Source organism: Seonamhaeicola marinus (assembly GCF_008085455.1).
In genome coordinates, this window is the sequence record NZ_VSDQ01000679.1 from 1,134,746 (window position 1) to 1,159,575 (window position 24,830).

The 24,830-nt window shown below is 35.5% G+C and carries 18 protein-coding genes; 5 read left to right on the forward strand and 13 right to left on the reverse strand.

What is annotated here, in order from left to right; all coding sequences use genetic code 11:
* Nucleotide 1: 1 nt before the first annotated feature.
* On the reverse strand, nt 2–3,403 hold the full coding sequence (locus tag FUA24_RS15765) for a SusC/RagA family TonB-linked outer membrane protein (protein ID WP_148544007.1): 3,402 nt from the start codon (nt 3,401–3,403) through the stop codon (nt 2–4).
* Nucleotides 3,404–3,496: 93 nt separating this feature from the next.
* Nucleotides 3,497–4,675 carry a FecR family protein gene (locus FUA24_RS15770; protein ID WP_148544008.1) on the reverse strand — a complete coding sequence of 393 codons (1,179 nt, stop codon included), beginning with the start codon at nt 4,673–4,675 and terminating at the stop codon, nt 3,497–3,499.
* A 73-nt stretch (nt 4,676–4,748) separates the two neighbouring features.
* On the opposite strand from FUA24_RS15770, the gene FUA24_RS15775 reads away from it, so the two are divergent.
* The gene (locus FUA24_RS15775) at nt 4,749–5,351 is read left to right on the forward strand and encodes an RNA polymerase sigma factor (protein ID WP_148544009.1); all 603 of its coding nucleotides are present in this window, start codon (nt 4,749–4,751) and stop codon (nt 5,349–5,351) included.
* Nucleotides 5,352–5,686: 335 nt separating this feature from the next.
* Complete coding sequence (locus tag FUA24_RS15780) at nt 5,687–6,205, forward strand: plastocyanin/azurin family copper-binding protein (protein ID WP_148544010.1); 519 nt, start codon at nt 5,687–5,689, stop codon at nt 6,203–6,205.
* A 66-nt stretch (nt 6,206–6,271) separates the two neighbouring features.
* Here FUA24_RS15780 and FUA24_RS15785 read toward each other — a convergent pair whose 3' ends face one another.
* The 11 genes from FUA24_RS15785 to FUA24_RS15835 form a co-directional block, all read right to left on the reverse strand.
* Complete coding sequence (locus FUA24_RS15785) at nt 6,272–8,230, reverse strand: plastocyanin/azurin family copper-binding protein (RefSeq protein WP_148544011.1); 1,959 nt, start codon at nt 8,228–8,230, stop codon at nt 6,272–6,274.
* Nucleotides 8,231–8,248: 18 nt separating this feature from the next.
* Nucleotides 8,249–10,153, reverse strand: a complete 1,905-nt coding sequence (locus FUA24_RS15790) for a family 16 glycoside hydrolase (RefSeq protein WP_148544012.1) — start codon at nt 10,151–10,153, stop codon at nt 8,249–8,251.
* Between the two features lie 29 nt (nt 10,154–10,182).
* Complete coding sequence (locus FUA24_RS15795; RefSeq protein ID WP_148544013.1) at nt 10,183–13,020, reverse strand: TonB-dependent receptor; 2,838 nt, start codon at nt 13,018–13,020, stop codon at nt 10,183–10,185.
* A 102-nt stretch (nt 13,021–13,122) separates the two neighbouring features.
* The gene (locus tag FUA24_RS15800) at nt 13,123–13,494 is read right to left on the reverse strand and encodes a transmembrane 220 family protein (protein ID WP_148544014.1); all 372 of its coding nucleotides are present in this window, start codon (nt 13,492–13,494) and stop codon (nt 13,123–13,125) included.
* An 11-nt stretch (nt 13,495–13,505) separates the two neighbouring features.
* Complete coding sequence (locus FUA24_RS15805) at nt 13,506–14,426, reverse strand: hydroxypyruvate isomerase family protein (protein WP_148544015.1); 921 nt, start codon at nt 14,424–14,426, stop codon at nt 13,506–13,508.
* Between the two features lie 3 nt (nt 14,427–14,429).
* Nucleotides 14,430–15,770, reverse strand: a complete 1,341-nt coding sequence (locus FUA24_RS15810; protein WP_148544016.1) for a Gfo/Idh/MocA family protein — start codon at nt 15,768–15,770, stop codon at nt 14,430–14,432.
* A gap of 105 nt (nt 15,771–15,875) precedes the next feature.
* On the reverse strand, nt 15,876–16,646 hold the full coding sequence (locus FUA24_RS15815) for a 3-keto-disaccharide hydrolase (RefSeq protein ID WP_148544017.1): 771 nt from the start codon (nt 16,644–16,646) through the stop codon (nt 15,876–15,878).
* A gap of 12 nt (nt 16,647–16,658) precedes the next feature.
* Nucleotides 16,659–17,261, reverse strand: coding sequence for a gluconate 2-dehydrogenase subunit 3 family protein (locus FUA24_RS15820; protein ID WP_148544018.1), 603 nt, complete (start codon nt 17,259–17,261; stop codon nt 16,659–16,661).
* On the reverse strand, nt 17,258–18,955 hold the full coding sequence (locus tag FUA24_RS15825) for a GMC oxidoreductase (protein ID WP_148544019.1): 1,698 nt from the start codon (nt 18,953–18,955) through the stop codon (nt 17,258–17,260). The genes FUA24_RS15820 and FUA24_RS15825 overlap by 4 nt, the downstream gene beginning before the upstream one ends.
* A 17-nt stretch (nt 18,956–18,972) precedes the next feature.
* Nucleotides 18,973–19,599, reverse strand: a complete 627-nt coding sequence (locus FUA24_RS15830; protein ID WP_148544020.1) for a gluconate 2-dehydrogenase subunit 3 family protein — start codon at nt 19,597–19,599, stop codon at nt 18,973–18,975.
* Nucleotides 19,600–19,602: 3 nt separating this feature from the next.
* Nucleotides 19,603–21,327: a GMC oxidoreductase gene (locus FUA24_RS15835; protein WP_148544021.1), complete on the reverse strand. Its 1,725-nt coding sequence runs from the start codon at nt 21,325–21,327 to the stop codon at nt 19,603–19,605.
* Nucleotides 21,328–21,463: 136 nt separating this feature from the next.
* On the opposite strand from FUA24_RS15835, the gene FUA24_RS15840 reads away from it, so the two are divergent.
* The 3 genes from FUA24_RS15840 to FUA24_RS15850 all read left to right on the forward strand — a co-directional run bounded on the left by FUA24_RS15840 (nt 21,464) and on the right by FUA24_RS15850 (nt 24,822).
* Complete coding sequence (locus FUA24_RS15840; protein WP_148544022.1) at nt 21,464–22,507, forward strand: helix-turn-helix transcriptional regulator; 1,044 nt, start codon at nt 21,464–21,466, stop codon at nt 22,505–22,507.
* Between the two features lie 102 nt (nt 22,508–22,609).
* Nucleotides 22,610–23,587, forward strand: coding sequence for a sugar phosphate isomerase/epimerase family protein (locus FUA24_RS15845; RefSeq protein ID WP_148544023.1), 978 nt, complete (start codon nt 22,610–22,612; stop codon nt 23,585–23,587).
* Nucleotides 23,588–23,613: 26 nt separating this feature from the next.
* The gene (locus FUA24_RS15850) at nt 23,614–24,822 is read left to right on the forward strand and encodes an MFS transporter (protein ID WP_148544024.1); all 1,209 of its coding nucleotides are present in this window, start codon (nt 23,614–23,616) and stop codon (nt 24,820–24,822) included.
* Nucleotides 24,823–24,830 lie beyond the last annotated feature (8 nt).

Consider the following 24,830-nt stretch of genomic DNA (forward strand, 5'->3'; position numbering starts at 1 on the left):
TTTAAAATCCAATATTAACTCCTAATGAAAATACTTTGGCTTGAGGATAGAAAAGAAGCCCATCTCTTCCTTCTGGATCTCCTATTGAAATGTTACTAAACGTCAGTAAGTTTGTTCCAGAAACTACTATATTTAAATGGTCTATACCCACAGATTCTAAAGCGCCAGATATTAAATAAGAGAAATCGTATTGCAATTCTGCACGCTTTAGACGTACATAATGTACATCTTCCAACCAGAAATCACTAGCTACATTATTGTTTGAGTTACCATCGGGTAAAATCCTAGGGTATCTGGCATCAGGGTTTTCCGGAGTCCAGGAATCATTCAAAACACTAAAGTTATTACCTACACCTAATAAAAACCCAGTAGGACGTATGTTTCTTGTAAAACCAGAAGCTCCTTGAAAGTTAAGTGCCAAGCTAAGACCTTTATACCCCATATTCATGTTAACACCAAAAACCAAATCTGGGTTAGAACTCTGACCTATTACCACTCTATCGTCGTTAGTTATTCTGCCATCTGGCTCTCCTGTAAGGTTGCCATCAGCATCTCTACCGTTAAGGTCTTTATAGCGGATATCTCCTGGAGCGATAGTTCCAAATTGTTGCGGACCATTATCTATTTCTTCCTGAGTTTGGTAAAGGCCGTCTGATAAATAACCAAATCTAACTCCAAATGGTTTGCCAGTACTTCTAGTGGCAGGATTTTCATCAATAGCTTCGTCTATAAAAACAACTTCGTTATCAATTGTTGTTAAATTTGCACCTATACTATAAGTGAAGTCTCCTATAGAGTTATTATGGGAGATATCAAATTCCCATCCCCAACTATCAAAAATACCTATGTTTGTACTTGGTAATGAGGCTCCAAAAGTATCAGGAACTAAAGCACTTGGAGGTCTTAAGATATTTTCGGTGGTTTTTTCATAGTAATTTACTTCTAAACTGAACAAATTATCGAAAAGACTTGCTTCAAAACCAAAATCAGTTGAAGTAGCTTCTTCCCATGTTATATCTGGGTTGGCAACCACTGAAGGTCTAATACCTTGTTGTAACACTCCGCCAACTACATAGCCTCCACCAAAGTTAAACCCGGAAAGAAACTGAAAAGGATTTACCCTATCGTTACCAGTAATTCCCCAAGACCCCTTTATTTTTAAGTTATTAATAAAGCCAACATTTTGCATAAAAGCTTCTTCTGATATACGCCAACCTGCAGAAAATGCCGGGAAATAACCATCTCTTCCCTCTTTTGGAAATATATAAGATTGGTCTAGTCTAATATTGGCTTGAAGAAGATATTTATCTTTATAGTCATAATTTACTCTACCTACATATCCTCTTCTAGCAGTTTCAGAAGAAGAACCATCATTAGAATCATTTTCTACAGACCCAGCAAAAAACTCCGGAATAGCAGAGGAGATAAAACCATCTCTAAATGCAGACGTAGTATTAAAAGACGTTTCAATTTGCTCAAAAAGTAACAAGGCCGAAACATCATGATTTCCAAATGTATTGGCATAATTAAGGCTTAACTGCAACGTTTGACGGTTAAAATCACTTCTGCTTTCACTGAGTGTGATGTTGTTATCACTTTGCAAAGCGATATCATATTGCCCAGTTGCTTCATTAAGCTGGTAGGAAGTATAAGGTATAAAGAAACTTTTGTTTCTGGTATAAGTCCTATCATAAGCATATAAACCTTTTGCACTTAACGCTTCAAATCCAGGGATTTTATATGTTAATTGTATATTACTTTGGTAAACATCGTTAGTCCTTCTTGTACTACCATTTCGGTTGGCATCACCAAAGGCATTTCCTGAAAAACCATCAAACCCTAAGGATTTTGGAGGCAGGTTTTCGGTACCTGGTAGCCCGTTGACAAATACAGGATTCAATGGGTTTGCTCTTAGAACATTAGAGAAAATTTCGCCATCACTATCAGCTGATCTTAACCTGTTTTCCAATCTTCCTGCTAAACTTACCCTAATATTCAAATTATCGGATATTTTGGCATCAACATCAGATCTAATACTATTTTGTTTAAATCCGGCATTTTCAAAGAAGGCATTTTGATCAAGAAAACCATAAGAAAAGAAGTACTTTAATTTTTCTGATCCACCATCTATCGTTAAATTATATTGTTGTTGGTCTGCAGAATTGGTAAGCACATCATTCCACCAATCGTAAGAAGTTAGCCTTCCATTCTCAGCATCATCTACTAAATCTGGGAAAGGTAGTTGATCTTCAGCAACGCCTTCATTAAATCTTGCTTGTCTAAATGCTAATACATACTCATTGGCATCCATTAGCTCAGGCCTGTCAGTTGGGGTTTGAAATCCATAACTTGAAGAAAAATTGAATTTTGGTTTTGATGATATTTTCCCCTGTTTGGTAGTTATTAATAAAACTCCGTTAGCAGCTCTGGATCCATAAATAGCTGTAGAAGCAGCATCTTTAAGCACTGTTACGTTTGCTATTTCATTTGGATTAATCCTGCTAAAAGGTCGTACAACTCCGTCGACCAATACTAAGGGGGTATTATTTCCGGTAGTACTTATTCCTCTAATTTGAAAGGTAGCACTATCAAAACCTGGTTGACCAGAAGTTTGTATGGAAAGTACCCCTGTAAGTTGCCCAGTCAAGGCATTTGAAAGATTGACAGGTGACGCTACATTTAACGCTTTAGTATCGATTTGAGATACCGCACCAGTAACATCTTTTTTAAGTTGTGTTCCATACCCTACAACTACAACTTCATCTAGTGCAGCTGAGTCTTCTTCCATTTGTACATTAATCATAGTTTGATCTCCAACTGTAATTTCCTGAGTTACATACCCTAAATAAGAAATTACCAGTATGGCATTAGAATCTGTAACAGTTAATGAAAAGCTACCATCAAAGTCGGTTTGAGCACCATTGCTTTCGCCTTTTTCTAGGATATTTGCCCCAGGTAAAGGAAGGCCAGTGGCATCTGTAACTTTACCTTTTATGGTTAGTCTTTGACTACTACTTTTTTGATTAATTGTTTCTTTTTGTTTGTGAACAATTACCGTGCTGTTCTCTGTAAAGGAATAGGATAATCCGCTAGGGGATAAGTATCTATCAAGTAGATCGCAGACCTTTATAGTTCCCTTTTTTAGAGGTAATTCAGGCAATGCTTTTACAAGATCGTGTCTGTATATAAACTTATAATCTGTTTGTTTGTTGATGAGTTTGAATACTTGTTTGACCGACAGTACTTTGTCTTTGTTAATGGTGACTTTTGCACTTTGAGAAAAACTGTTGTTTGCTCTGAGAGCAAATGTTAGAGTACAGCATAAAAAAACAAACGTTTTTGTAATTAGCTGCAGATGTCTTTTCTTGAGATAGAAAAGACCAGTAGTAAATTTAAATTTCATAAATTTGTAAAGATTTAATTAAACTTAGTTTTAATTATAATTATCAAGGAAAAGGCTGGTACCGTGCAATGTGTTGGCCTTTCCTTTTATTAATTATCTTATTATAATGATGTTGTTTCTTATGTCAAATTGAATGCTGTCATCAGAACTCGTTTTAATAGTTTTTAATAGGTCTTCTATTTTTTTTTCGCGTTGTAATATTCCTGTAAATTTAAAAGCTCTTAAGCTAGATTTTTCAAAAAGAACCTCAATGTTATACCATCTTGATAGTGTTTTCATCATGTCTTCTAATTTGGCTTCTTCAAAACTAAAAAGCCCTTTAACCCAGGCTATTTCTTGAGATGTGTCTACATCTACTATATTTACAGTATTTGTGTTTAAATCTATTTGAGCTTGCTGATTAGGTTTTAGTGTTTTTTTGAAAGCTCCTTTTTCTAAAGCTATTTTGCCTTCAACCAAGGTGGTATAAACACTATTCTCGTCGTTGTAAGCTTTAATGTTAAATTCGGTTCCAATAACATCTATTTTTTGTCCTTTACTTAATACGTAAAAATGAGAACCTTTATGATTTGTGCTAGGTGATACTTCAAAATAGGCCTCTCCATAAAGAAGTTCAATAGTTCTGTCTAAGCCTTTAACGAAGGCGGTTGGGTACTTTAGCTTAGATTCTGAATTTAACCAAACTTTTGTGCCATCAGCTAAAACCACAAAATATTCGCCACCTCTTGGAATCTCCAAATAATTATATTCAATGGTATTTTTAGTTTGCTCTCCTTGTTCTTTGTAGGTTAATTTTTTACCATTACTTTCAACATAATCGTTAGTGTAATTTTCTCCTTTCTCTAAATATACCTGATTGCCATTTGCCAGGGTAAGTGTTGCTTTTTCAGAACCCGGTTTTATTATGATATTTGATTCTGGAGGACTTACTATTTTATGTTGTTCTACTTGATCTTTATTAAAATAGATATAGCCAAGCCCAAATGCTGATGCCAAAATTATTGAAGCTGCTACTGAAAACCTTTTAATAATTGTAGACGTTTTCTGCTTTTTAATGGCTTTAATTTTTTTATTAATTTCATTTTGAGCATTAGCTTTATTATAAACAGCCATAGTTATTGATGTTAAATACTCAATTTTAACCAAACGATTAAAATGTTGCAGATTTTTAGGAGATTTCAAGTAGTTTTCCAGAAGCTCTAATTCTTCGATATTGGCTTCGTTACTAAGAAATTTGGTAACAATATTTTCAAATTTGTCCTGACCCGTCATACAGCTATTACGTTTGGTTTTTTTTAACCCCTCTAATTTTTTTGCATTTTTTTATATTTTAGCTCAAAAAATTATGAAAAATTCAAAATTTTTAGATAATTTTTATTTAGCTGAACAGTTAAAGCTAGGGAAAGAAGAGGCCTATAATTTTCTTATGGAGTCTTTTTATGATAAGCTTTGTAGCTATGCATATGCTTTAATTAAAAATCATAGTAAAGCTGAAGATATTGTACAAAATGTTTTTGCTGATGTTTTTGTGAACAGAAAACAGATAAACCCTGGGTATTCTATTAAAGGTTATTTGTATAAATCGGTTTACAATGAATTTATAGATCAGTATAGAAAGAATAAACCTATTATTTATTTAGAGAAGAAGTATTTTGAAGCTTTAGATCTGTTCGTTGAGAAGGAATATGATGATTTAGATACTTTAATTAAAAAGGTTGATGAAGAAATAAATAACCTGCCTACTAAATGCAAACAAATATTCTTATTAAATAAAAAAGAAGGTCTTACCCACGTAGAAATCTCCGAATATCTTAATATTTCCACTAAAACTATAGAAGGTCATATTACAAGAGCTTTTAAAATATTAAATGAAAAATTAGGGCCTAAAATGGAAGCTTTGCTTTTTCTTCTGTTTGATTTTAAGACTAAAACTGCTGTAGCTCATTAAGCCTGAAAGTAAACCAAGTACTTTTTAGATAAGCCTACATTTTTTGAAACTATCTCGTTGTTAACAAAAAATGATGTGCAATAGGCTTTAGACTTTTCTTTACTTAATGATAAATGTAGAGAGCTGTGTCATTCTATTAAATAGCGAACAGAATTACCCGTATGGAAACTTTTATGGCATTAAAAGATAAGGTGAATAATAGTGCTATTTTTATCTTAGTATAATTTTTTTCAATGAATAATATTAGACATTAATTTGGAATAATATAGCTATATTTGGTTCTCTTATCAGGGAGACAATTTCTAATTTATAACACAAATAATTAAACAGTAAAAATGAAAAAAGTTAAGTATATAGTTGCCGCTACTTTGACCTGTATGATGATGGTGAATTGTGGAGGAGGAGAAAAGAAAAAGGAAAAAGAATCATTCTCTTATGAGAATAAATCTTCAAAGGAAGAAGTAAAGGAAGCATCTAATGAGGCAAATATTGTTTTAGTTGGAGATGATTTAATGAAGTTTGATAAAACTGAAATAAAAGCAAAGGCTGGTCAGAAAGTAAAATTAACATTGCGTCATAAAGGAAAATTAGATGTTAATGTTATGGGGCATAACGTTGTAATTCTTGCAAAGGGAGTAGATTTAGCTGCATTTGCTGGAAAAGCAGCTTCAGCAAGAGAAACAAATTATATTCCTGCTGGTTCAGAATCTGAGATTATTGCACACACTGGTGTTATTGGTGGGGGACAAACAACATCTATTGAGTTTGTAGCTCCGGAAGCTGGAACTTATGATTTTATCTGTAGTTTTCCTGGGCATTACGCAATGATGAAAGGAAAATTTGTAGTAGAATAATCCAATCGAAACATATAAAAAAAGCGGCCATTAGGCCGCTTTTTTTTATGAACTCATTTTAGCTATTTACTTAACCGTTACTTTTGTAAGCATCGTTAAATAATGTCCTGGAAATGTACAAACAATCCAATATTCACCAGGTTCGCTTGGCGAAGTAAAATATATTGTTTCCTTATCCTCAGGTCCTACAGTTCCTGTATGTGCTTGTACTAAATCACTAAATGGAACATAGCTAAGGTCTGGACCATCAAGACCTAAACCTAAGGCTTCTTGTCCTACTTTAAGCGCGATGTCTTTACCTGGCTTACTAGTCAATACAACATTGTGAATCATGTCATCATTATTGTTAAGTGTAAGCTCAATCTTGCTATTTCTATTGATAGTGATTTCTTGAAGATCAAACTTCAATCCTGGTACGGTTCCAATAACAACTTTTTGGTCAGCACCAGCTTCGCCCCATTCATGAGGTATTGTGTTAACGCGTTTAGGTTGTTCTATTTTCTTATCGGATTTTTTCATTTCCATTTGCATGGATTTCAATTCACCTCCAGGCACTTCGTTTAAAGTATAGTAAGCTTTTTTATGTAATAATTTTTCACCAGAACTGGCCTGTAGCTTTGGAATTTCTAATTGGTGAATGAATCCTAAACGCATGCCATGAACTGTTAGTTTTACAGTTAGGCCATCTTCAGATACATCGGCCTTATGAATCATGGCTTTTTGTTGGTCAATAATTGGGCTTCCATAGGTTTTATGATACTTATACGTAAATGTTGTCATTTTATAGTTCGTAATATCCTCAGCCTGTTCTTTGCTAATAGGTTTCGTAAATTCTAATTCAAAGCCATCATCTTTAGCTTTCATAGTTTTGATTTCAAATGGCATTTTACCAGTCCAAACCAAACGCTGTAAGCCAAATTCTTTCTTACCTGTAGAGGCCCAACCTCTACTGGTCATACCAACAAACATGTTATTGTCGCTTCCCCAAATCATACGCAATATTCCAGAAGAAAATCCTTCGACAAAAGGGAAGGCGGCACCTTGATAAACCCCATTTACTTTTTCCATGTATACACGCATGATTTTACTATGGCCTTGGTCTCCAATAAACTGTTGTCCACTAAAAGGGCCAAACTTACCATTGGTGGTGTCGTATAAAATATCAGATGTAGAAATACCCAAAATTGTGTGAGGGAACCAAATAGCTGGTGCTTTTAATTCTTTTTCCTTTTTGGCATACTCATATAATGTCATCCCTGAATTGTCCTGAATGTCTTCAGGTTTCAATGTTAAGGGAGATTGTGGGTCATCGCTCCATTTTAATCCCGAAGGATGTCCTGCAAAATCACCAACTTCTAAATGTGTCATTCTACCAGAACCTACCCAATCTCCTTGGTTTTCGGTGTAGAAATAATCACCTTCAGGGTTAATGCCTATCCCAGCAGGAGAGCGTAATCCTGTTGCAATTGGTGTCATTTCGCCTTCAGGCGTAATTTTTAACATCCAACCACGCCATCTTACAGGGCTTTGGCCTCCGTTCATCCAGGCTAGATTTAGGTTCACTATCATATCGCCATTTTCTGTGAATTTTGGTCCATATGAGTAACCATGATAATTTCCAGATAACGGCCACGAAAAAATAGTTTTATAAACATCAGCTTCGTCGTCACCATCTTTATCTAAAAGTCGTGTTAACTCACCACGTTGTGATAGGTAGAATCCACCATCTCTAAAACCTAACCCTAAAGCTTCGTGTAAGCCATGTGCAAATAATTTGAATTTTGGTGTTTCGCTATAAGGCTTATCAATTAACCAAACTTCACCACGACGTGTTGAAACACCCAACTTGTCTTTATCGGTTAAGGCTAAACCACCTACTTCTAACTTAATGTCTTTTGGGATTGGAACATCTACAATTTTATAGAATTCAGCTTCTTTTTCTTTTATAGTTTTTAATTGACCAAAAACGCATTGACCAATACAAAAACATAAGGCTACGGATAAAATTTTTGCTATTTTTTGCATGTTAATATTGTTTTTAGTTTACCAGATAATGCTATAATTAATCTTACTGTCTCCATCAGGAACTTTAATTAAAAGTTCATCTTTGCCATCAATATTTCTGATAGTTGCCTTAAGCTCATTACCAGATAAATCGACATAATAACTCTCATTGTTAACTACATAAATATTATCTGGAAGTTCCTTGATGTTTTCACCATCTGCAATTTTATGCCATAGATTTTTTCCTTTGGAAACAGTTATTGATTTGTTCAACTGGCGACTACCTTCAGGTACTGTAAACGTATTAGTAATTACGGTTTTTCCAAGCTGATAAGAGAATGTCGGCATTCTTGAGGCGTCTAATTCATAACCAAGTTGTTTAAAACCTTTATTTTCAGGTAAAGGAATAGGCCATGGGGTATTTTCGGTTTCAAGTGGTGCAAATTCCAAATCTCCGTGCATAGCTATTGCAAACCCTACTGGTTCACCTAATTGTTTAAATCCTCTTGAAAGCCACATATGTGTGGTATTTAGAAACGATCCTCTCCAAACTTTTAATAAAGACCCAGTTGCAAGATTATAGGAATAATGAACGCCTTGAGGTGTTCCAACGGATATGGCATGCGTATGCTTTTGGTCTTTATGGTTTACAAAACTACGTTGCATTACTGGTTTATCTTTGGGCTCAACAATGATGCCTTTTAATGGGTCAAATTCTCCAGCGCCTTTCTTCACACCTTCAAAAAGTGAATAGGCCTTCATTTCAGGTCCTTCTACAAACAAGTTACATCCACGAGCCCAAGGAGCATGCTGGTTATAAACAACGGTGAATGGAATATTGCCTTTTTCTAGAGTTACGGTATTAAAACCAAATTCATCTCGGCTACCTTTAAAGCGAAACGCTTTTTTCTTGTTTAAGTACAGTTCAGCAATACCTGTTGTTTGACTTGCAAAAAGGTAATCTCCAGATTTAGGCACAGAAAGCGTACCAGAAAAAGCAACCATTTTTCTTTCTCTTTTGCTGGTAACATCACTAAAGGATAAGACCTTTGCTTTTTCCTCACTTACTTTTGCTATTGTATCTAAGTTTCCAATTGTTTTGCCTGAGTGTTTATATTCAGTTCTAACTAGATTAGAAATTTTAAGCTTGTTGTCTTCATACAGTTTGTATTTAATATTTTTAAAGGCTACTGGGCCATGGTCCCCCTGAATCATTAATGGTCCTCTTGGTTTTTCATCGGCATTAGTGCCTCCGCCTCTTGTTGGTCCTGTTAATTCTACATTTTCTTGGACTAGTACACCATTAAGCCAAACTTCTTCAAACCAAGCATTTTTTGTTTTTTTACCTGCTTTATTAAATTTAGCTGCATGGAAAATAACTTTTAAATGCTGCCAAAGGCCAGGTGCTTTTGCAGCATTTACCCTTGGGGATGTTCCTTCGTATCCTTCTTTTCCTTTAGGGGCTTCTTTATCCCAACGCTGGTAGATCCCGCCCATATCCACATATTTTGGCTTTTTAACTTTCCAACTATCATAAATTTGAACCTCATAACGTCCTTGGAAATAAAGTCCAGAATTAGAACCAACAGGAACCATAACATCTAGTTCTAGTTCTATATCACCATGCTCAAAAGGTGTATAAAGGTTTTTGTTTTTTTCCTTTTCTTGGTCGTTTTTATTTAAAATAATACCTGTACCTTCAGAAAAAGTTACAGTTCTTTTTGTTTTACGATCTGATATAACGTCTCCAACAATAATCCAATTTTCTCCAGTAGGTTTAAAACCTCCTAAGTCATTTAATTCTATTTGCGTAAAGGGCAAATAGGATAAGGATTTCTTTTTCTCCTCTTTTTTTACAGCAGCTTGGGTGAATATTACTTCTGGGTCTTCTTTACAAGAGCATACAAGCAATATTAAGCTGCATAAAAGCATGTACTGTTTCATTTTGTTTAGTTGTTTAGGTTGTTTGTAACTTAGAATATATAATTTAGTTTAATTAATGAACTTCTTGGTAAAATAGGTACTACTACAAAACTAGCATCGGGGTTAGCTTGAATAAATTCTGGTGTAGCACCGCTACCACTGGCTCCAAAGGAGTTGGCTCCAAAGAAGTTTGCTAATCCTTCAGAATTAAATAAGTTGCTTACCACTACGTTTGCAGAAATGCTTTTGGATATTTTATAACCAATACCGGTATTAAAGGTGCTGTAGGCGTCTAACTGAAAGCCATTAGAAACGTTACCTTCTCTTTTACCCATAAATTGCCATTTAAAAAAAACAGATAGTTTATTGGTTTGATAAAGTGTTCCGAGATTAAACATTAGCTTTGGATTGAAAGCAAGTCTGTTTCCAGAGAAATCAAGAACGGTGTCGTCATTGGTTTCTACAGTTCCTGCTGCATCGTAAATCTTCCAGTTTGTTGCTTTTGGATCTTGAATAACACCATTAAACTCAAAAGATAATTGGTTTGTTGCTTTTAGAACACTTTCCCATTCGAATCCAATTGTTCTAGAACTATTAAACTGAATTGGCGTATAGAATATTGAACCGCTGGTGTCGTCAAATTCAAAATTTGACGTACCTATATCTTTTAATCTACTCCAAAAGGCTGTTCCGGTAAATGAAACTGTGTTTGAGCTCAGCTTAAATCCTAACTCCAATTGATTAATCTTTTGTACTTCGCCTTCCGCATTAATCGGAACATTTTGAAAATTATCAAAGTAATAATTTAATTCTGGAGCTTTATTTCCTTTTGATAATCTTGCAAAAACTGCCGAGTTTTCGTTTAGTTTAAAGTTAATACCAAACGAATAGGAAAGGTAATTGTAAGTATAATTGAAATTGTCTATTTCTCCAGTTGGACCAACAAGACCGCTATCATAAGCTGTGTTTGGATCTCCATCTACACCACCAGATAATCCAAGAGGGGCAAAACGATCTTTGTGGCCTTTATGCTGAATACTTTCGTAACGTAAACCAAGATCTAAATAGATGTTTTCAGCAATGTGCCATTTGTCATTTGCAAATGCTGCTAACTGTGTAACGTCTGCTTCTGCATTTACATAAAACAAACCACCATAATTACTAGCGCCGTTTTCATCTGAAAGCCCTAAAACGGGTTGCCCCGGATTTTCTAAGGTAACTTGTAACATCCTAGGGTTTGGTTCGTATGTGGCGTAAACAAAAGATCCTTGTCCGAAATAAGACGTGTTAGATAAGCCTCCTGCAAATCCTAAGGTTAGGTTATGGTGTTCTGTTTTTTTATTAATTGTTAATTGCTGCATCCATTCGTTGGCATCTATATCTTTGTACCATGCAGATGTTCCCATAATAGCATCATTTGGTAAAGAACCTCCAGTTAAATATTGAAAAGGACTTCCGCTAAACAATCCACTATTATCTACACGAGCAACTTCAGAACCCGATTGAGCATCTTTAAACACTATTTGTCCAAAAGGAAGCGTAGCATCCATTCTGGAGAAAACAGTTAGGTCACTTAAAAGGTAAGCCGTAGGATCGTTTAAAGAGACAAAGGCATTGCTAATTGAGGTTTGCCAATTAGCATTTTTAGAGGAGAATTTAATGTTGTTACTTAAAGTCCACGCGTTTCCTAAATCTTGAGAAAAATCAAACCCTAAAGCCAAATCTTTAGCATTTACACCATTTGTTGGATTAAAAGTGTTGGTGTTATTGGGATTTCTGCCGTCGGGAATATTAACGTCAAAAGAAGGCATTAATAATGATGTTGAATTAAAGTCCTGACCAAATGCTGCTTTTGGATTATTCCAATCTGTAGCCGCTACACCAGTATACCTATTGGTGTAATCATTTAAATACTTTCCGTAGAATTTAAAATACCCATTCTTGTTTGTTTTTATAAGGTTGAATTTTAGCTGTCCGCCTTTACTAAAAGTAAAGTCGTTGTTTCTAGCGCCATCATCTTTTCTATAATGACCACCTAAGTTAAAAAACCAGTTGTTCTGAAGGGGTGCTCCAAAATTAGCATCAATTCTATGTAGTAAATTATTGTTGTTGCCTTGGAAACCTTGAGTTAATTGAACTTCACCGCCAAGACTTTGTCTAGGGCCTTGGGATATGAAATTGTAAATACCTCCAGGCGCATTCATTGCAGTAATTGAAGAACTTCCTCCTCTAATAGCTTCTAGTTTTCTTGTTGTTAAATCAGTTCTATGGAATAAATCTGGTCCATTGTAAGAATGTTGAACAAGGCTTACAGGTAAACCGTCTTCTTGCAAAGAGGTATAATACCAACCCATATCATCTTCAGCTGAAGCAGAAATACCTCTTGTATAAACTCTAGTAAATACTTCGCCAGCGGAGGCATCTGTAAATGTTCCTGGTATATTTTGTAATAAACCGGCAGTCCCTCTTGGGAAATTTTGTTGAATGTCTTTTGATGTTAACGCGCTTACCGATGTTGAGGATTCAATAGTTTTTCTGGGATCAAAAGTACCAGTAACTACAACCGTTTGTAGATTTAGTAAATCTTCTTCAAGCGTAATAGATAGAATGGTATCTTCATTTGATACTTCAAAATTTATGCTTTGAGGTTTATATCCTAAATGTGTGATTTTTAAAGTATAGCTTCCTGATGAAAGATTTTGAACAATAAAATCGCCATCAGCGCTTGTGATTGTAGATTGATTTGAAGGCGATAATGAAATCAGCGCACCTTGTATTGGTGTTTCATTAGCGTCATGTACTGATCCTTTTAAAGATGATTGCGACCAAAGAAAATGACTGGTTAAAATGGTAAAAATGAATAACAGTTTTGTGCTAAAATGCTTCATAGTTAAATGTTCTGGGAAAATTTAGTTTTAGTTTAAGCAAAGATGCACAATTATTGCCTAATCTGTGTTTGGAATTGCCCAGTGAAAAAAATTGCACAAATACTATTGTGTCTTTTTGCCACGTATTTGGTAAAATATAGCTAAAGCAGCCAATAATAATCCCAAAAACTCTCTTGAGCCTTCAAGGTATGGTTTTTCATAAACCATTTCGCCGAAAATCTCTTCTTTGTTATCAGTCTGAAGATAATCTATAAACAGAGAAAAGTGAAAAGCGGAATAAGCCAAAAGGCCTATAAAAGTAACCCATAAAATTCCTTTGTTTATTGTTCTAAAGTTATTGATTAAGCATAAAGCCGCAACAACCAAATAAATAATAAACCATAGCCAGCCATCTGGATCATTTAATTGCATAATGGCGAAAGAGACGAAAATAAGACATAAAACAATGTTTGCGATTTTTCTGTTTTTGCTCATTAAATAGTTGTTTAGAAATTAGATGTGTCTTTGTAAGCTTTAATAACGGCTAATTCTCCGTCTTTGCCATTTTGGGAATTACCATGTTCCATTCCTAAAACACCTTCATAGCCTTTGTTTTGAATATGTTTGAAGATGTTTTTGTAATTTATTTCACCAGTGGTAGGTTCTTTTCTACCTGGGTTGTCTCCAATTTGGAAATAGGCAATTTCATCCCAAGTTAAATCTATGTTTCTAATGATATGGCCTTCGGTTTTTTGAAGATGATAAATGTCAAATAAGATTTTACAAGCAGGACTATTAACGGCTTTACAAATCATATAGGTTTGGTCGGAACGCTGCAAATATAAATCGGGAGAGTCCGATAGCGGTTCTAAAACCATTGTTAGGCCATGCGGTTCAAGAATATCAGCGCCACGTCTTAAGGCTTCAATAACGTTGGCATCTTGAATTCCTATGGGAAGTCTCCTTTGGAATGCTCCAGGAACAACTGTGAGCCATTTAGCATTTACCCGTTTAGCAACCTCAATGGACTTTCTGCATCCATCTAGAAATATATCAATAAATTCTTGTTTTCCAGCGGCCAGCGTGTTCTTTAAATTACCACCTTTTTGAATAACAAAAACACCCATAGTCATATTTCGTTTGGCTAGAGCCTCTCCAATTTTAGTTTGAACCTCAATGGTTCTCTTCATCATGTTATTGTCCTCAAAAGCCGTAAACCCTTGATCTGCCATAAAATTAATTTGATCAATAAGGTCTTCTCCTGCATGATTTTTAAACATGCCGAAGTGCGGGGCAAATTTCATATTAAAACGCTTGGGATTAGGTGAATCTTCTAAAGGATTTGTAATCGCATTTGCAGCAGTAATGCCAAGACCTGCAATAGATGCTGCCGTAGCACTTTTTTTAATGAAGTCACGTCTTTCCATAGCTTAGGTCGTTATAAAGTTTGTCTTTCCTGGTGTAGGAATAGGATAATTTCCGTGTTCATCGCATATGGTAGGCGGTATACTATCCCAAGTTAGGCTATCTTCATCTGGTACAATTTGGTAATTAGAATCCATAGCCTGTTTCCATGTAATTTCTTTTCCTGAGTAAGTCGCCATTCTTCCTAGAATTGCAGACATTGTGCTTTTGGCTCCATATTCTGCATCATTGATATAAGCTCGTTGTCCTCTTATAGCCTGAAACAGTTTGTCATGTTCAATTTGATAAGGACTTGGGTCTTTTGCTCCACTATGTTCATAAATAGTTTTGCCTTTGTATGATTTTAGGTTTGCAATATTTCTTCCGCTAACATCTACAGTGCCTTTAGTACCTTGAAACGATTCTGCTACTCTTCTAAAACAGTCTTTTTGATGTCTACATTGACTAGAAATAATGGCGCCACTTGGGTATTCAAATTCTACGAAGTGATGATCAAAGATTTCACCGTGATCCTTTCCTTTTCTTACTTGTCTACCACCCATGCCTTGCGCTTTTATTGGGTATTCTCCAATAAACCAATTTGCTACATCTATGTTGTGAATATGCTGTTCTAAAATATGATCGCCACAAAGCCAATTAAAGTAATACCAATTACGCATTTGGTATTGCATTTCAGACCATTCTTCTTGTCTTGGTCTTACCCAAACGCCTCCACCATTCCAGTACACCTGACCACCAGTAATTTTGCCAATACTTCCTTTTTTTATCCTATCATAAGCTGCTAGATAATTTTTCTGATACCGTCTTTGAAGGCCAACAACAACATTTAAGTTTTTTGTTTTTGCCAATTTAGCAGCTTGCAAAACCTTTTTTACTCCAGCTACATCTGTAGCTACAGGCTTTTCCATGAATACATGTTTTCCTTGAGCAATAGCATATTCAAAATGCTGAGGTCTAAATCCCGGAGGTGTTGCAAGTATAACAACATCTGCTTCATCAATGGCTTTTTTATAAGAACCAAAACCTACAAATTGTTTTGTTGCAGCAACATCCACTTTGCTAGAGTCGAACATTTTGGAAAGGCTTTCATGAGCTTTATCTAAACGATCTTTAAATGCATCTGCTAATGCCACTAGCTTAACGTTGTTATCTGCTTTTAAGGCTTGAGCTGCTGCGCCAGTACCTCGTCCGCCACAACCCACAATAGCTAGTTTTAAGGTGTTTTCTTTTATGGGTTTGGAGGAAGAGTTTCCCATCATTACAGAAGGCGTTAAAATTAAGCCTCCAGTAATCAATGATGAATCTTTTACAAAATTGCGTCTCGTTAGGATTTTGCTTTTTTTCATGTTGGTAGAAATTAAAATTCCAAAATAGTAATAGGTGTTTTCTATTATTTAGTTGCTCTTACCTGTGCCTTTTAATGTAAACCGAATTCTCTTTTAAGAGTGGTTTTATAGCTCTAAAATCTCAATATTTTTAAACTCAACTGGGTGGCTTTCACTTTGTAAAGAAATATAACCCTCTTTTAAGGGGTGGCCTTCAAGTGATTTCCAATGTTCAATGTTATAGTCTACATTACCACCACCATACTGTGGCTTAGAATAGCGCATTACTTCTTCACCATTAATAAAATGCTTAATGATGGAGTCGTTTCTAACTTCAATTTCAATATTCACCCATTGTTCTCCATGATAGGTTTTTGAGTTAGAGCTTATGCAGTGTGCAGTTTGTAATTCATCACTCATTATAACATTAGTTCCAGGCGTGCATAAATTAGCTGTGGTTCTATCATCTTTCCCATTTCCTCCTAATAATTGCACCTCAATAGACACTGGAAAATTTTGGTCTAAGCCTATTTTATTGGGATCTTCACAATGTATCATAATACCGCTATTTCTATTGGCCCAACCTGCACCATCGGCCAATTGTTTGCCTACAAATCTGTAATCCATTCTAAAACGGTAATTTGAAAAAGGCTTTTTGTAATAAATATGTCCGAAGGTGTTATGAAATGAATCTTGATATTTTTCGTAATTGACTTTAAGAATACCGTCTTCAACCACAAAGGTGTTATTGTAGTTGTCTCCTGCTGGGTGTCCTTTTATTTTAATTACCCAATCATTTAAATCCTTTCCGTTAAAAAGTTTAACCCACTTTTCTTTAGGTTCACAACTATTTAAAACTATAAGTCCTAAAAGTAATAGGTAAATTGTTTTGTTCATATTTTTTGAATTTTAGTATTGCAGTGACCAGCCTTTGCCTTTGGTAGCTTCATTTACATCCATGCAACCTTTTTGATTACCAGGAACAGGATTGTAAGCCAGTATTTCTTCGCCAACAACTTCACTGTTTTTAAAAGCCCATACTGCTCTAGATCTTAAACCATTTAGACCTTTAAAAATTAGTTTTTGATTGGTGTTGTAATCTTTACGGTCTTCAGGTTTGGTTTTTAGATAACTTGCTAAAAGCGCATCGTAATCCTCGGTTTTTAAATCTTTAATTTGAAATTCTGCAGGCTTTCCTTTTATTAGTTCAGAAACGATAGCATTGATTTCTTCTAAAAATTTAGATTGTGCCTCTTCATTGTACGATTTAAATGCTAATAAATCTATAAACTCGGGTACATTAACATCTAAAGCTCCCGGAGACGATTCCGTTTTCGGTAGAATTAAATCTACAAGGCTTTTAACCACTTCTCCCTGCTCTATAGAAAGAAATTGTGGTACCCATTTTTCTGCTTCTGAGGTACAGCTTTGTAAAATGCTTAAGGCACTAGGAGCAACCGCTGCATATCCTAAAGATAATCCTATGTTTTTTAATGCGTCTCTACGTTTCATGAGTTCTGAGCTTTAAATTGTTTAATGGCATGATTAGCAGCTCTTGCTGTTAAGGCCATATAGGTTAACGAAGGATTTTGGCAAGCTGATGATGTCATACAAGCACCGTCTGTAACATATACATTTGGCACAGTATGGATCTGGTTGTATTTGTTTAAAACCGAGGTTTTAGGGTCTCTTCCCATTCTTGCCGTTCCCATTTCGTGAATACCAATACCAGGAGCTTTAGGTTGGTCTCTAACTTGTATGTCCTTAAAGCCAGCCTTTTCTAACATAGCAACTGCTTGGTTAATCATGTCTTTTCTCATGGCATATTCATTCTCTTTCCATTCAGCATCAAACGTGATGGTTGGTAATCCCCATTTATCTAGTTTGTCATAATCTAAGGTCATTTTATTATCATGATAAGGTAGGCACTCTCCGAAGCCTCCCATACCCAATCGCCAGCCACCTGGCTCGAGGATTTTCTCCTTAAATTCAGCACCGTAGGCCAGTTCTTCCATAGAAGTTGTATAATCTCCTCTTGAACCTCTACCTTGATAGCCGTAACCTCTTAGAAAGTTTTTGTTTTCACTAGCTTTATCACCAAGGTTAACAAATCTCGGTATGTATAAACCGTTTGGTCTTCTGCCGTAGTAATATTTGTCTTCGTAACCGTCTATTTTTCCAGAGGCACCAGCACCTAAATGATGATCCATGATATTATGACCTAATTCTCCAGAGTCGTTTCCTAAACCATTTGGGAAACGGTCCGATTTGGACTGCATTAAAATAGAAGCGGATGCCATAGCAGATGCACAGCAGAAAATAATATCAGCTTTAAACTCTAATTTTTCATTAGTTTCTGCATCAATTACTTTAACACCGGTAGCCTTCTTTTTATCTGCATCATAAACAATTTCGTAAGCTATAGAATGTGGTCTTAATGTCATGTTTCCTGTACGCTCTGCAGCAGGTAGGGTAGATGCATTACTGCTAAAATAACCTCCAAAAGGACAGCCTCTAATACATCTATTTCTGTTCTGACATTTACTTCTGCCTTCGCGTCCTTTAACGCTGGTTAGATGAGCAGCCCTTCCAATGGTTAAGACCCTTCCAAAATCTTTTGCCATGCTTTCCTTAAGGTGTTCTTCTACACAATTGAGTTCCATTGGTGGTTCAAAAACACTATCCGGAAGTTGAGGAAGTCCTAACGCTTCTCCGCTAACACCGATATATTTTTCTACGTAGCTATACCAAGGTTCAATATCTTTATATCTAATGGGCCAATCTACGCCATGCCCATCACGTTTATTGGCTGTAAAGTCTAAGTCGCTTAACCTATAACTTTGTTTTCCCCACATAATAGAACGTCCGCCAACGTGATAACCACGCATCCAATCAAAGCGTTTTGTTTCATTGTAAGGGTGTTCTAAATCATTAACAAACCAATGTTTGCTTTCGTTTTTTACGGTATAGCCAGTTCTACTTTGCTTTGGATAATTTTTCTTTTCTTCAGCAGTGATATCTCCTTTTAATTCTTGATCCCACGGATCTAGATTCATGGTAGGATAGTCTTCAATATGTTTTACCATTCTACCGCGTTCCAGAACTAACGTCTTTAATCCTCCTTCACATAATTCTTTGGCGGCCCAACCACCTGTAATTCCTGTGCCAATAACAATTGCATCGTATTTCTCGTTAATAGTTTCCATAATTAGTTTGTCTTAGGTTATAAAGACCATGCTCTTCCGTTGGTTTCATCGGTTGAGATACAGCCTAATTGAGCACCAGGCACTGGGTCATATGCTAATACATTTTCTCCAACTTCTTCAGAAGTACAATAACCAAAGATGGTATATTGCCTAATTGAATAAAGGAATTTGTATATATGATAGGTGTCTAATTTGGCTTCTGGTATGTTCTTTACATTTTTCTTTAGTTGGTTTACAATTTTTTTTGATTCTTCAACCGAAACATTGAAATATGCATCTAAAAGTACATTAAAATCTTCTTTAGAAATATCTGAAATGGATTTGTTTAGGCTCTTTTGGGATTTTTCGGCAAACAATTGAGCTCCTTTTTTAAAGATTTTCTTATTCTCGTCTGTTTCAACGTCATTGTACATCAAATCAATGAACTGCGGAATATTAACGTCTATAGCTCCGGGGAGTTCTGTTTTTGGTAAGATGATATCAGACAAATGTGTAACCATGTATTTTTCATCTTCAGATAGGAATAAAGGTGTCCATGTTTGTTCATCATTTTTACATGAAGATAAAATGCTTAATATGGTTGGAGTAGCTACAGTATAACCTATGTCTGCAGTTAAATTTTTAAGTGCGGTTCTTCTGTCCATAAATTAACTGTTTTTATTTTTTTTAAACTCTTTTGCGGCATGATTTGCTGCTCTAGCTGTAAATGCCATATAGGTTAATGATGGATTTTGACACGCCGAAGACGTCATAAAAGCACCATCTGTTACATAAACGTTTTTGCAAGTATGTATTTGGTTGTGTTTGTTTAAGACAGACGTTTTTGGATCATGTCCCATTCTAGCCGTTCCCATTTCATGAATACATGCGCCAGGTATGGCTTTGCCTAAATGGCCTTTTACATTTTTATAACCAGCAGCTTTTAACATTGCAACAGCTTGATCTCGCATGTCTTCGCGCATTTTTTGCTCGTTTTCTTTTATTTCGGCATCAAAATCAATTGTTGGAAGTCCCCATTCATCTAATTTATGATAATTTAAAGAAATTTTATTTTCATGATAAGGTAGGCACTCTCCAAATCCAGACATTCCAATACGCCATGGACCAGGTTTTAGTATTTTGTCTTTTAAATCCTTTCCAAATGATAATTCTGGAACGGCATGTTGCCAATTGGTTCTGCTGGCACTTCCTTGATATCCGTAACCTCTTAAAAAGTCTTTTTTGGTTTTTGAATCTCCTAAATTTCTAAATCTTGGAATGTAGAAACCATTCGGTCTTCGTCCTTTATAATATTTATCATCAAAACCTTCAACTTCAGCCGATGCGCCAACGGCGTAATGATGGTCCATTAGGTTATGTCCTAATTCTCCTGAATCATTTCCTAAGCCGTTAGGAAAACGTTCAGATTTAGATTGCATTAAAATTGAAGCTGATGCTATTGCTGAGGCACAACAAAAAATGATATCTGCTTTAAAGAAGAGTTTCTCTTTTGTTTCGGCATCTATAATTTTTACACCTGTAGCTTTTTTTAAGTTGTCATCATAAACTATCTCATATGCAATAGAGTGTGGTCTCAGTGTCATATTACCAGTGCGTTCTGCAGCAGGTAAGGTGCAAGAGTTACTACTAAAATAACCACCAAAAGGACATCCTCTTATGCATCTATTTCTAAATTGGCATTTGCTTCTGCCTTCATGAGGTTTATCACTTGTAATATGGGCAACGCGACCAATAGTTAATAGGCGGTCATCATCAAAACTCGTCTCAATGCTTTCTTGTAAGTCTTCCTCAACACAATTAAGCTCCATTGGTGGTTCTAGCTTTTGGTCTGGTAGTTGAGCCAATCCTAAGTTTTGACCTGAAACACCAATGTATTCTTCTACCTTGTCATACCAAGGTTCAATATCTTTGTATCGAATGGGCCAATCTACACCATGGCCGTCTTTTTTGTTAGCTTCAAAATCTAAGTCACTCAGTCTGTAAGATTGTTTACCCCACATTATTGAGCGCCCTCCAACGTGATACCCGCGTAGCCATAGGTATTCTTTTACCTCATTGTATGGGTGTTTTAAGTCATCAACAAACCAGTGCTTTGTAGCTGGTTTTGTTAACGCACCTCCCCATAATCTACTTTGTTTATGTTGGTTTTTGGTATCGTCTGGATGTTGTTTCTCTCTGTGTTTAAAATCCCATGGATCCATATTCATGGTTGGGTAGTCTTCAATATGTTTTACCATACGTCCCCGCTCCAAGACTAAAGTTTTAAGTCCGTTCTCGCAGAGTTCCTTAGCTGCCCAACCTCCACTAACGCCTGTTCCTATAACTATAGCATCGTAGTGTTCAGTTTGTTCTATAGCAGAATTACTGTTCATTTAGTTTGTTTTATTTTAGTTTAAAAGTGGTAATGTAATATAAGTTCTATTGCTAAAAGTGTTGAAAATTGCAATAATTTTTATATTAAGTTGAAAAATAGCTATTTTGCAAATCAATAATGTTTAAAATATTTCAGTGAAAGTAAACGTACAAACAATTGAGCCATATGAAGCCGATGGGGTTGTGTATCATGCTGATACCTGTTTGCCTTTAATTGATGCTTATGGAAGGAGAAAGTTAAAGTTTAAAGCACTTGCAAGACATACATATCCTGGAGATAGGTTAGATGATAATACTTTGGGTTTAAATAGTATTGGATATTGGGATGCTGATGAGCCACAAGATTGGGGGTTAGATTGGCATAGGAATGAAGGGATTGAATTTCATTTTTTAGAGTCGGGAACAATGCCGTATGCTCAAGAAAATAAGGAAGTGTTGTTAACGCCAAATCACTTGACTATAACGCGTCCTTGGGAAGCGCATAGAGTAGGTAATCCTAATATTGGGATGGGTAAATTTTATTGGGTTATTTTAGATTTGGGAGTAAGAAGGCCGCATCAAGAATGGGTTTGGCCAGATTGGATTACTTTAACAGATTCAGATTTATCTAGGCTTACGAGAATGCTAAGACATAATGAAAAATCTATTTTAAAAACAGATCAACGTGTTAGGGATTGTTTTAAGCGAATCAATTTGGCGGTTAATACTGATAAACAAGGGAGTAACGCCTCAAGAATAAGGTTGCTGGTAAACTATCTGCTTATTCTTATTTTGGATTTATTGGATACTGAAAAAATAGAGCTAAATGAAGCCTTAACAGATAGTTCTAGAAGTGTGAGTTATTTTTTGAAGGAATTAGATAAGAACTTGTCTGAAAACTGGACTATAGAGCAAATGTCACAATCAGCAGGAGTTGGGTTAACCCGTTTTACGCATCATTGTAAGCAGTTAACGAATTTAACACCAATGCGCTATCTTACAATGCGTAGGTTAGAGATGTCTAAAAAGATTCTAAAAGAAAATGATAAATTAACGGTTAGTGAGGTGGCTTATATGTGTGGTTTTACTACAAGTCAGTATTTCTCAACAGTGTTTAAAAAGCACGAAAAGTGTTCACCAAATGAATACAGAAGATTGCATTGTGTAAATGAATCCTTAACGGCCTATCCTGAAATTTAACAGTTTTGTTTAAATTCTTTCACTGAATAAAAATAAACATGTAATACATTTTAATTATATATTTTCACGTGATTACCGATATCAACTAACTAAACATATGGTATGAAAAGACGTGATTTTATTTATAAAGCAGGTCAATCTGGTCTTGCTTTGTCATTTCTGGGTTTGGCTTCTTGTAAGAATTCAGAAAAGAAAACAGCTTCAGAAGAAACAACTTCGAAAATTATAACACCTCCTTGGGAATTTAAGATATCATTAGCGCAATGGTCGTTGCATAAAGCATTGTTTGCCGGTGAAATGGATAATTTAGATTTTGCGGCCAAAGCAAGAAGTTTTGGTTGTGAAGGCGTGGAATATGTTAATGGCTTTTTTAAAGATAAAGCTAAAGATATGTCTTATTTAAAGGAGATGAAGTCTAGGGCTAATGCCGAAGGTCAGCAAAATGTGTTAATTATGATTGATGGTGAAGGAGGTTTGGCAACACCAGATGAAGCAAAACGTAAAAAAGCTATTGAAAATCATTATAAATGGGTAGAAGCAGCCCATTTTTTAGGTTGTCATGCCATTAGAGTGAATTTAGCAGGTGCGAGTGACTATGATGAAGGTATAAAAACGGCAATTGAGTCATTAGGGCAATTATCTGAATTTGCTAAAGGGTCAGGTATTAATGTTTTGGTTGAAAATCATGGAGGTTTTTCTTCCAATGGAACGTGGATGCATAAGGTGTTTTCTCAAGTGAAAAACGACAACTGTGGTACGCTTCCAGATTTTGGGAATTTCTGCATTAAAAAGGGTGAAAAGGATGCAAATGGCGTAAGACCATGTTTTGACGATTATGATAGGTATAAAGGAATGAAAGAACTATTGCCGTTTGCAAAAGCGGTAAGTGCTAAATCCTATGAATTTGATGCAGAAGGTAATGAAACTACTATAGATTATTTACGTGTAATGGAAATGGTTAAGGAAGTAGGGTATAGTGGTTTTGTTGGTATTGAATATGAAGGTCATAAGGAGCCGGAAGAAAAAGGAATTGAATTAACAAGAGATTTGCTTATTAAAGTGAGAAAGCAATTAGCATAAAATATAACTAACTAATCTAAATTTTTATGGAAAATATAAACAAGAACAGGTTGTTCATGGCGTCTTGTATTTCGTTAATCGTAACGGCTATGACATTTGCAATTAGAGCAGGTATTCTGGGGCAATTAGGAGCGGACTTTGAATTGTCGGATACTGAATTAGGATGGGTAAATAGTATGGCGTTTTTAGGATTTCCAATAGCAACAATTTTTGGTGGCTTGGTGTACAATTCTTTCGGAGCAAGAAAACTAATGATTATAGCTTTTGTGTCGCATGTATTAGGTTTGCTTTTAACAATATTTGCAGGTGGATTCTGGACACTTTTAATTTCTACATTTTTTATAGGGTTTGCTAACGGTTCGGTTGAAGCAGCTTGTAATCCTTTAATTGCCGATATGTATACAGATAACAGAACAACTATGTTGAATAAGTTTCATGTTTGGTTTCCAGGCGGTATCGTAATTGGAGCTTTGGCTTCTAAATTTATGACGGACTTTGATATGGGGTGGCAATTACAAATAGGTATTATGTTAATTCCAACATTAATTTACGGATTCTTATTCTTCGGGCAAACATTTCCGAAAAACGAAAATATCGTATCTGATACTAAAGTAAATATCAAAAGTTTATTATCGCCATTATTCATATTTATGGCAATCTGTATGACGCTTACAGCAACAACAGAGCTAGGTACACAGCAGTGGGTTGAAAAAATTCTTGGAAATTCGGGAGCTAGTCCAATGTTAATTTTAGCAATGGTAACTGGATTAATGGCAGTTGGAAGATATTTTGCAGGTCCTATTATTCATAAATTAAATCCTCCTGGAGTTTTATTTGCTTCGGCAATTATTGCTACAATAGCTATATTCTTAATGAGTTCTGCTACAGGAAGTATGGTATATGTAGCAGCTATTTTATTTGCAATTGGAGTGTGTTACTTCTGGCCAACTATGATTGGTTTTGTTAGTGAATATTTACCAAAAACAGGAGCCTTAGGCATGTCTTTAATTGGAGGCGTAGGTATGTTTGCTACAAGTATCTGGCAACCCGTAATTGGATCGTGGTTAGATAGCGCTAAAGCTACGGCTATAGATGCGGGAGCTTCTGTAGAACAAGCAGAATTAATGGCAGGACAAGAAACATTAAGCAATATTGCATTCTTTCCATTAGCGCTAATTCTGCTATTTGGAATTCTATTTACACAACGTAAAAAATTGGAAGCTAAAAGAGTTTAAAACATATA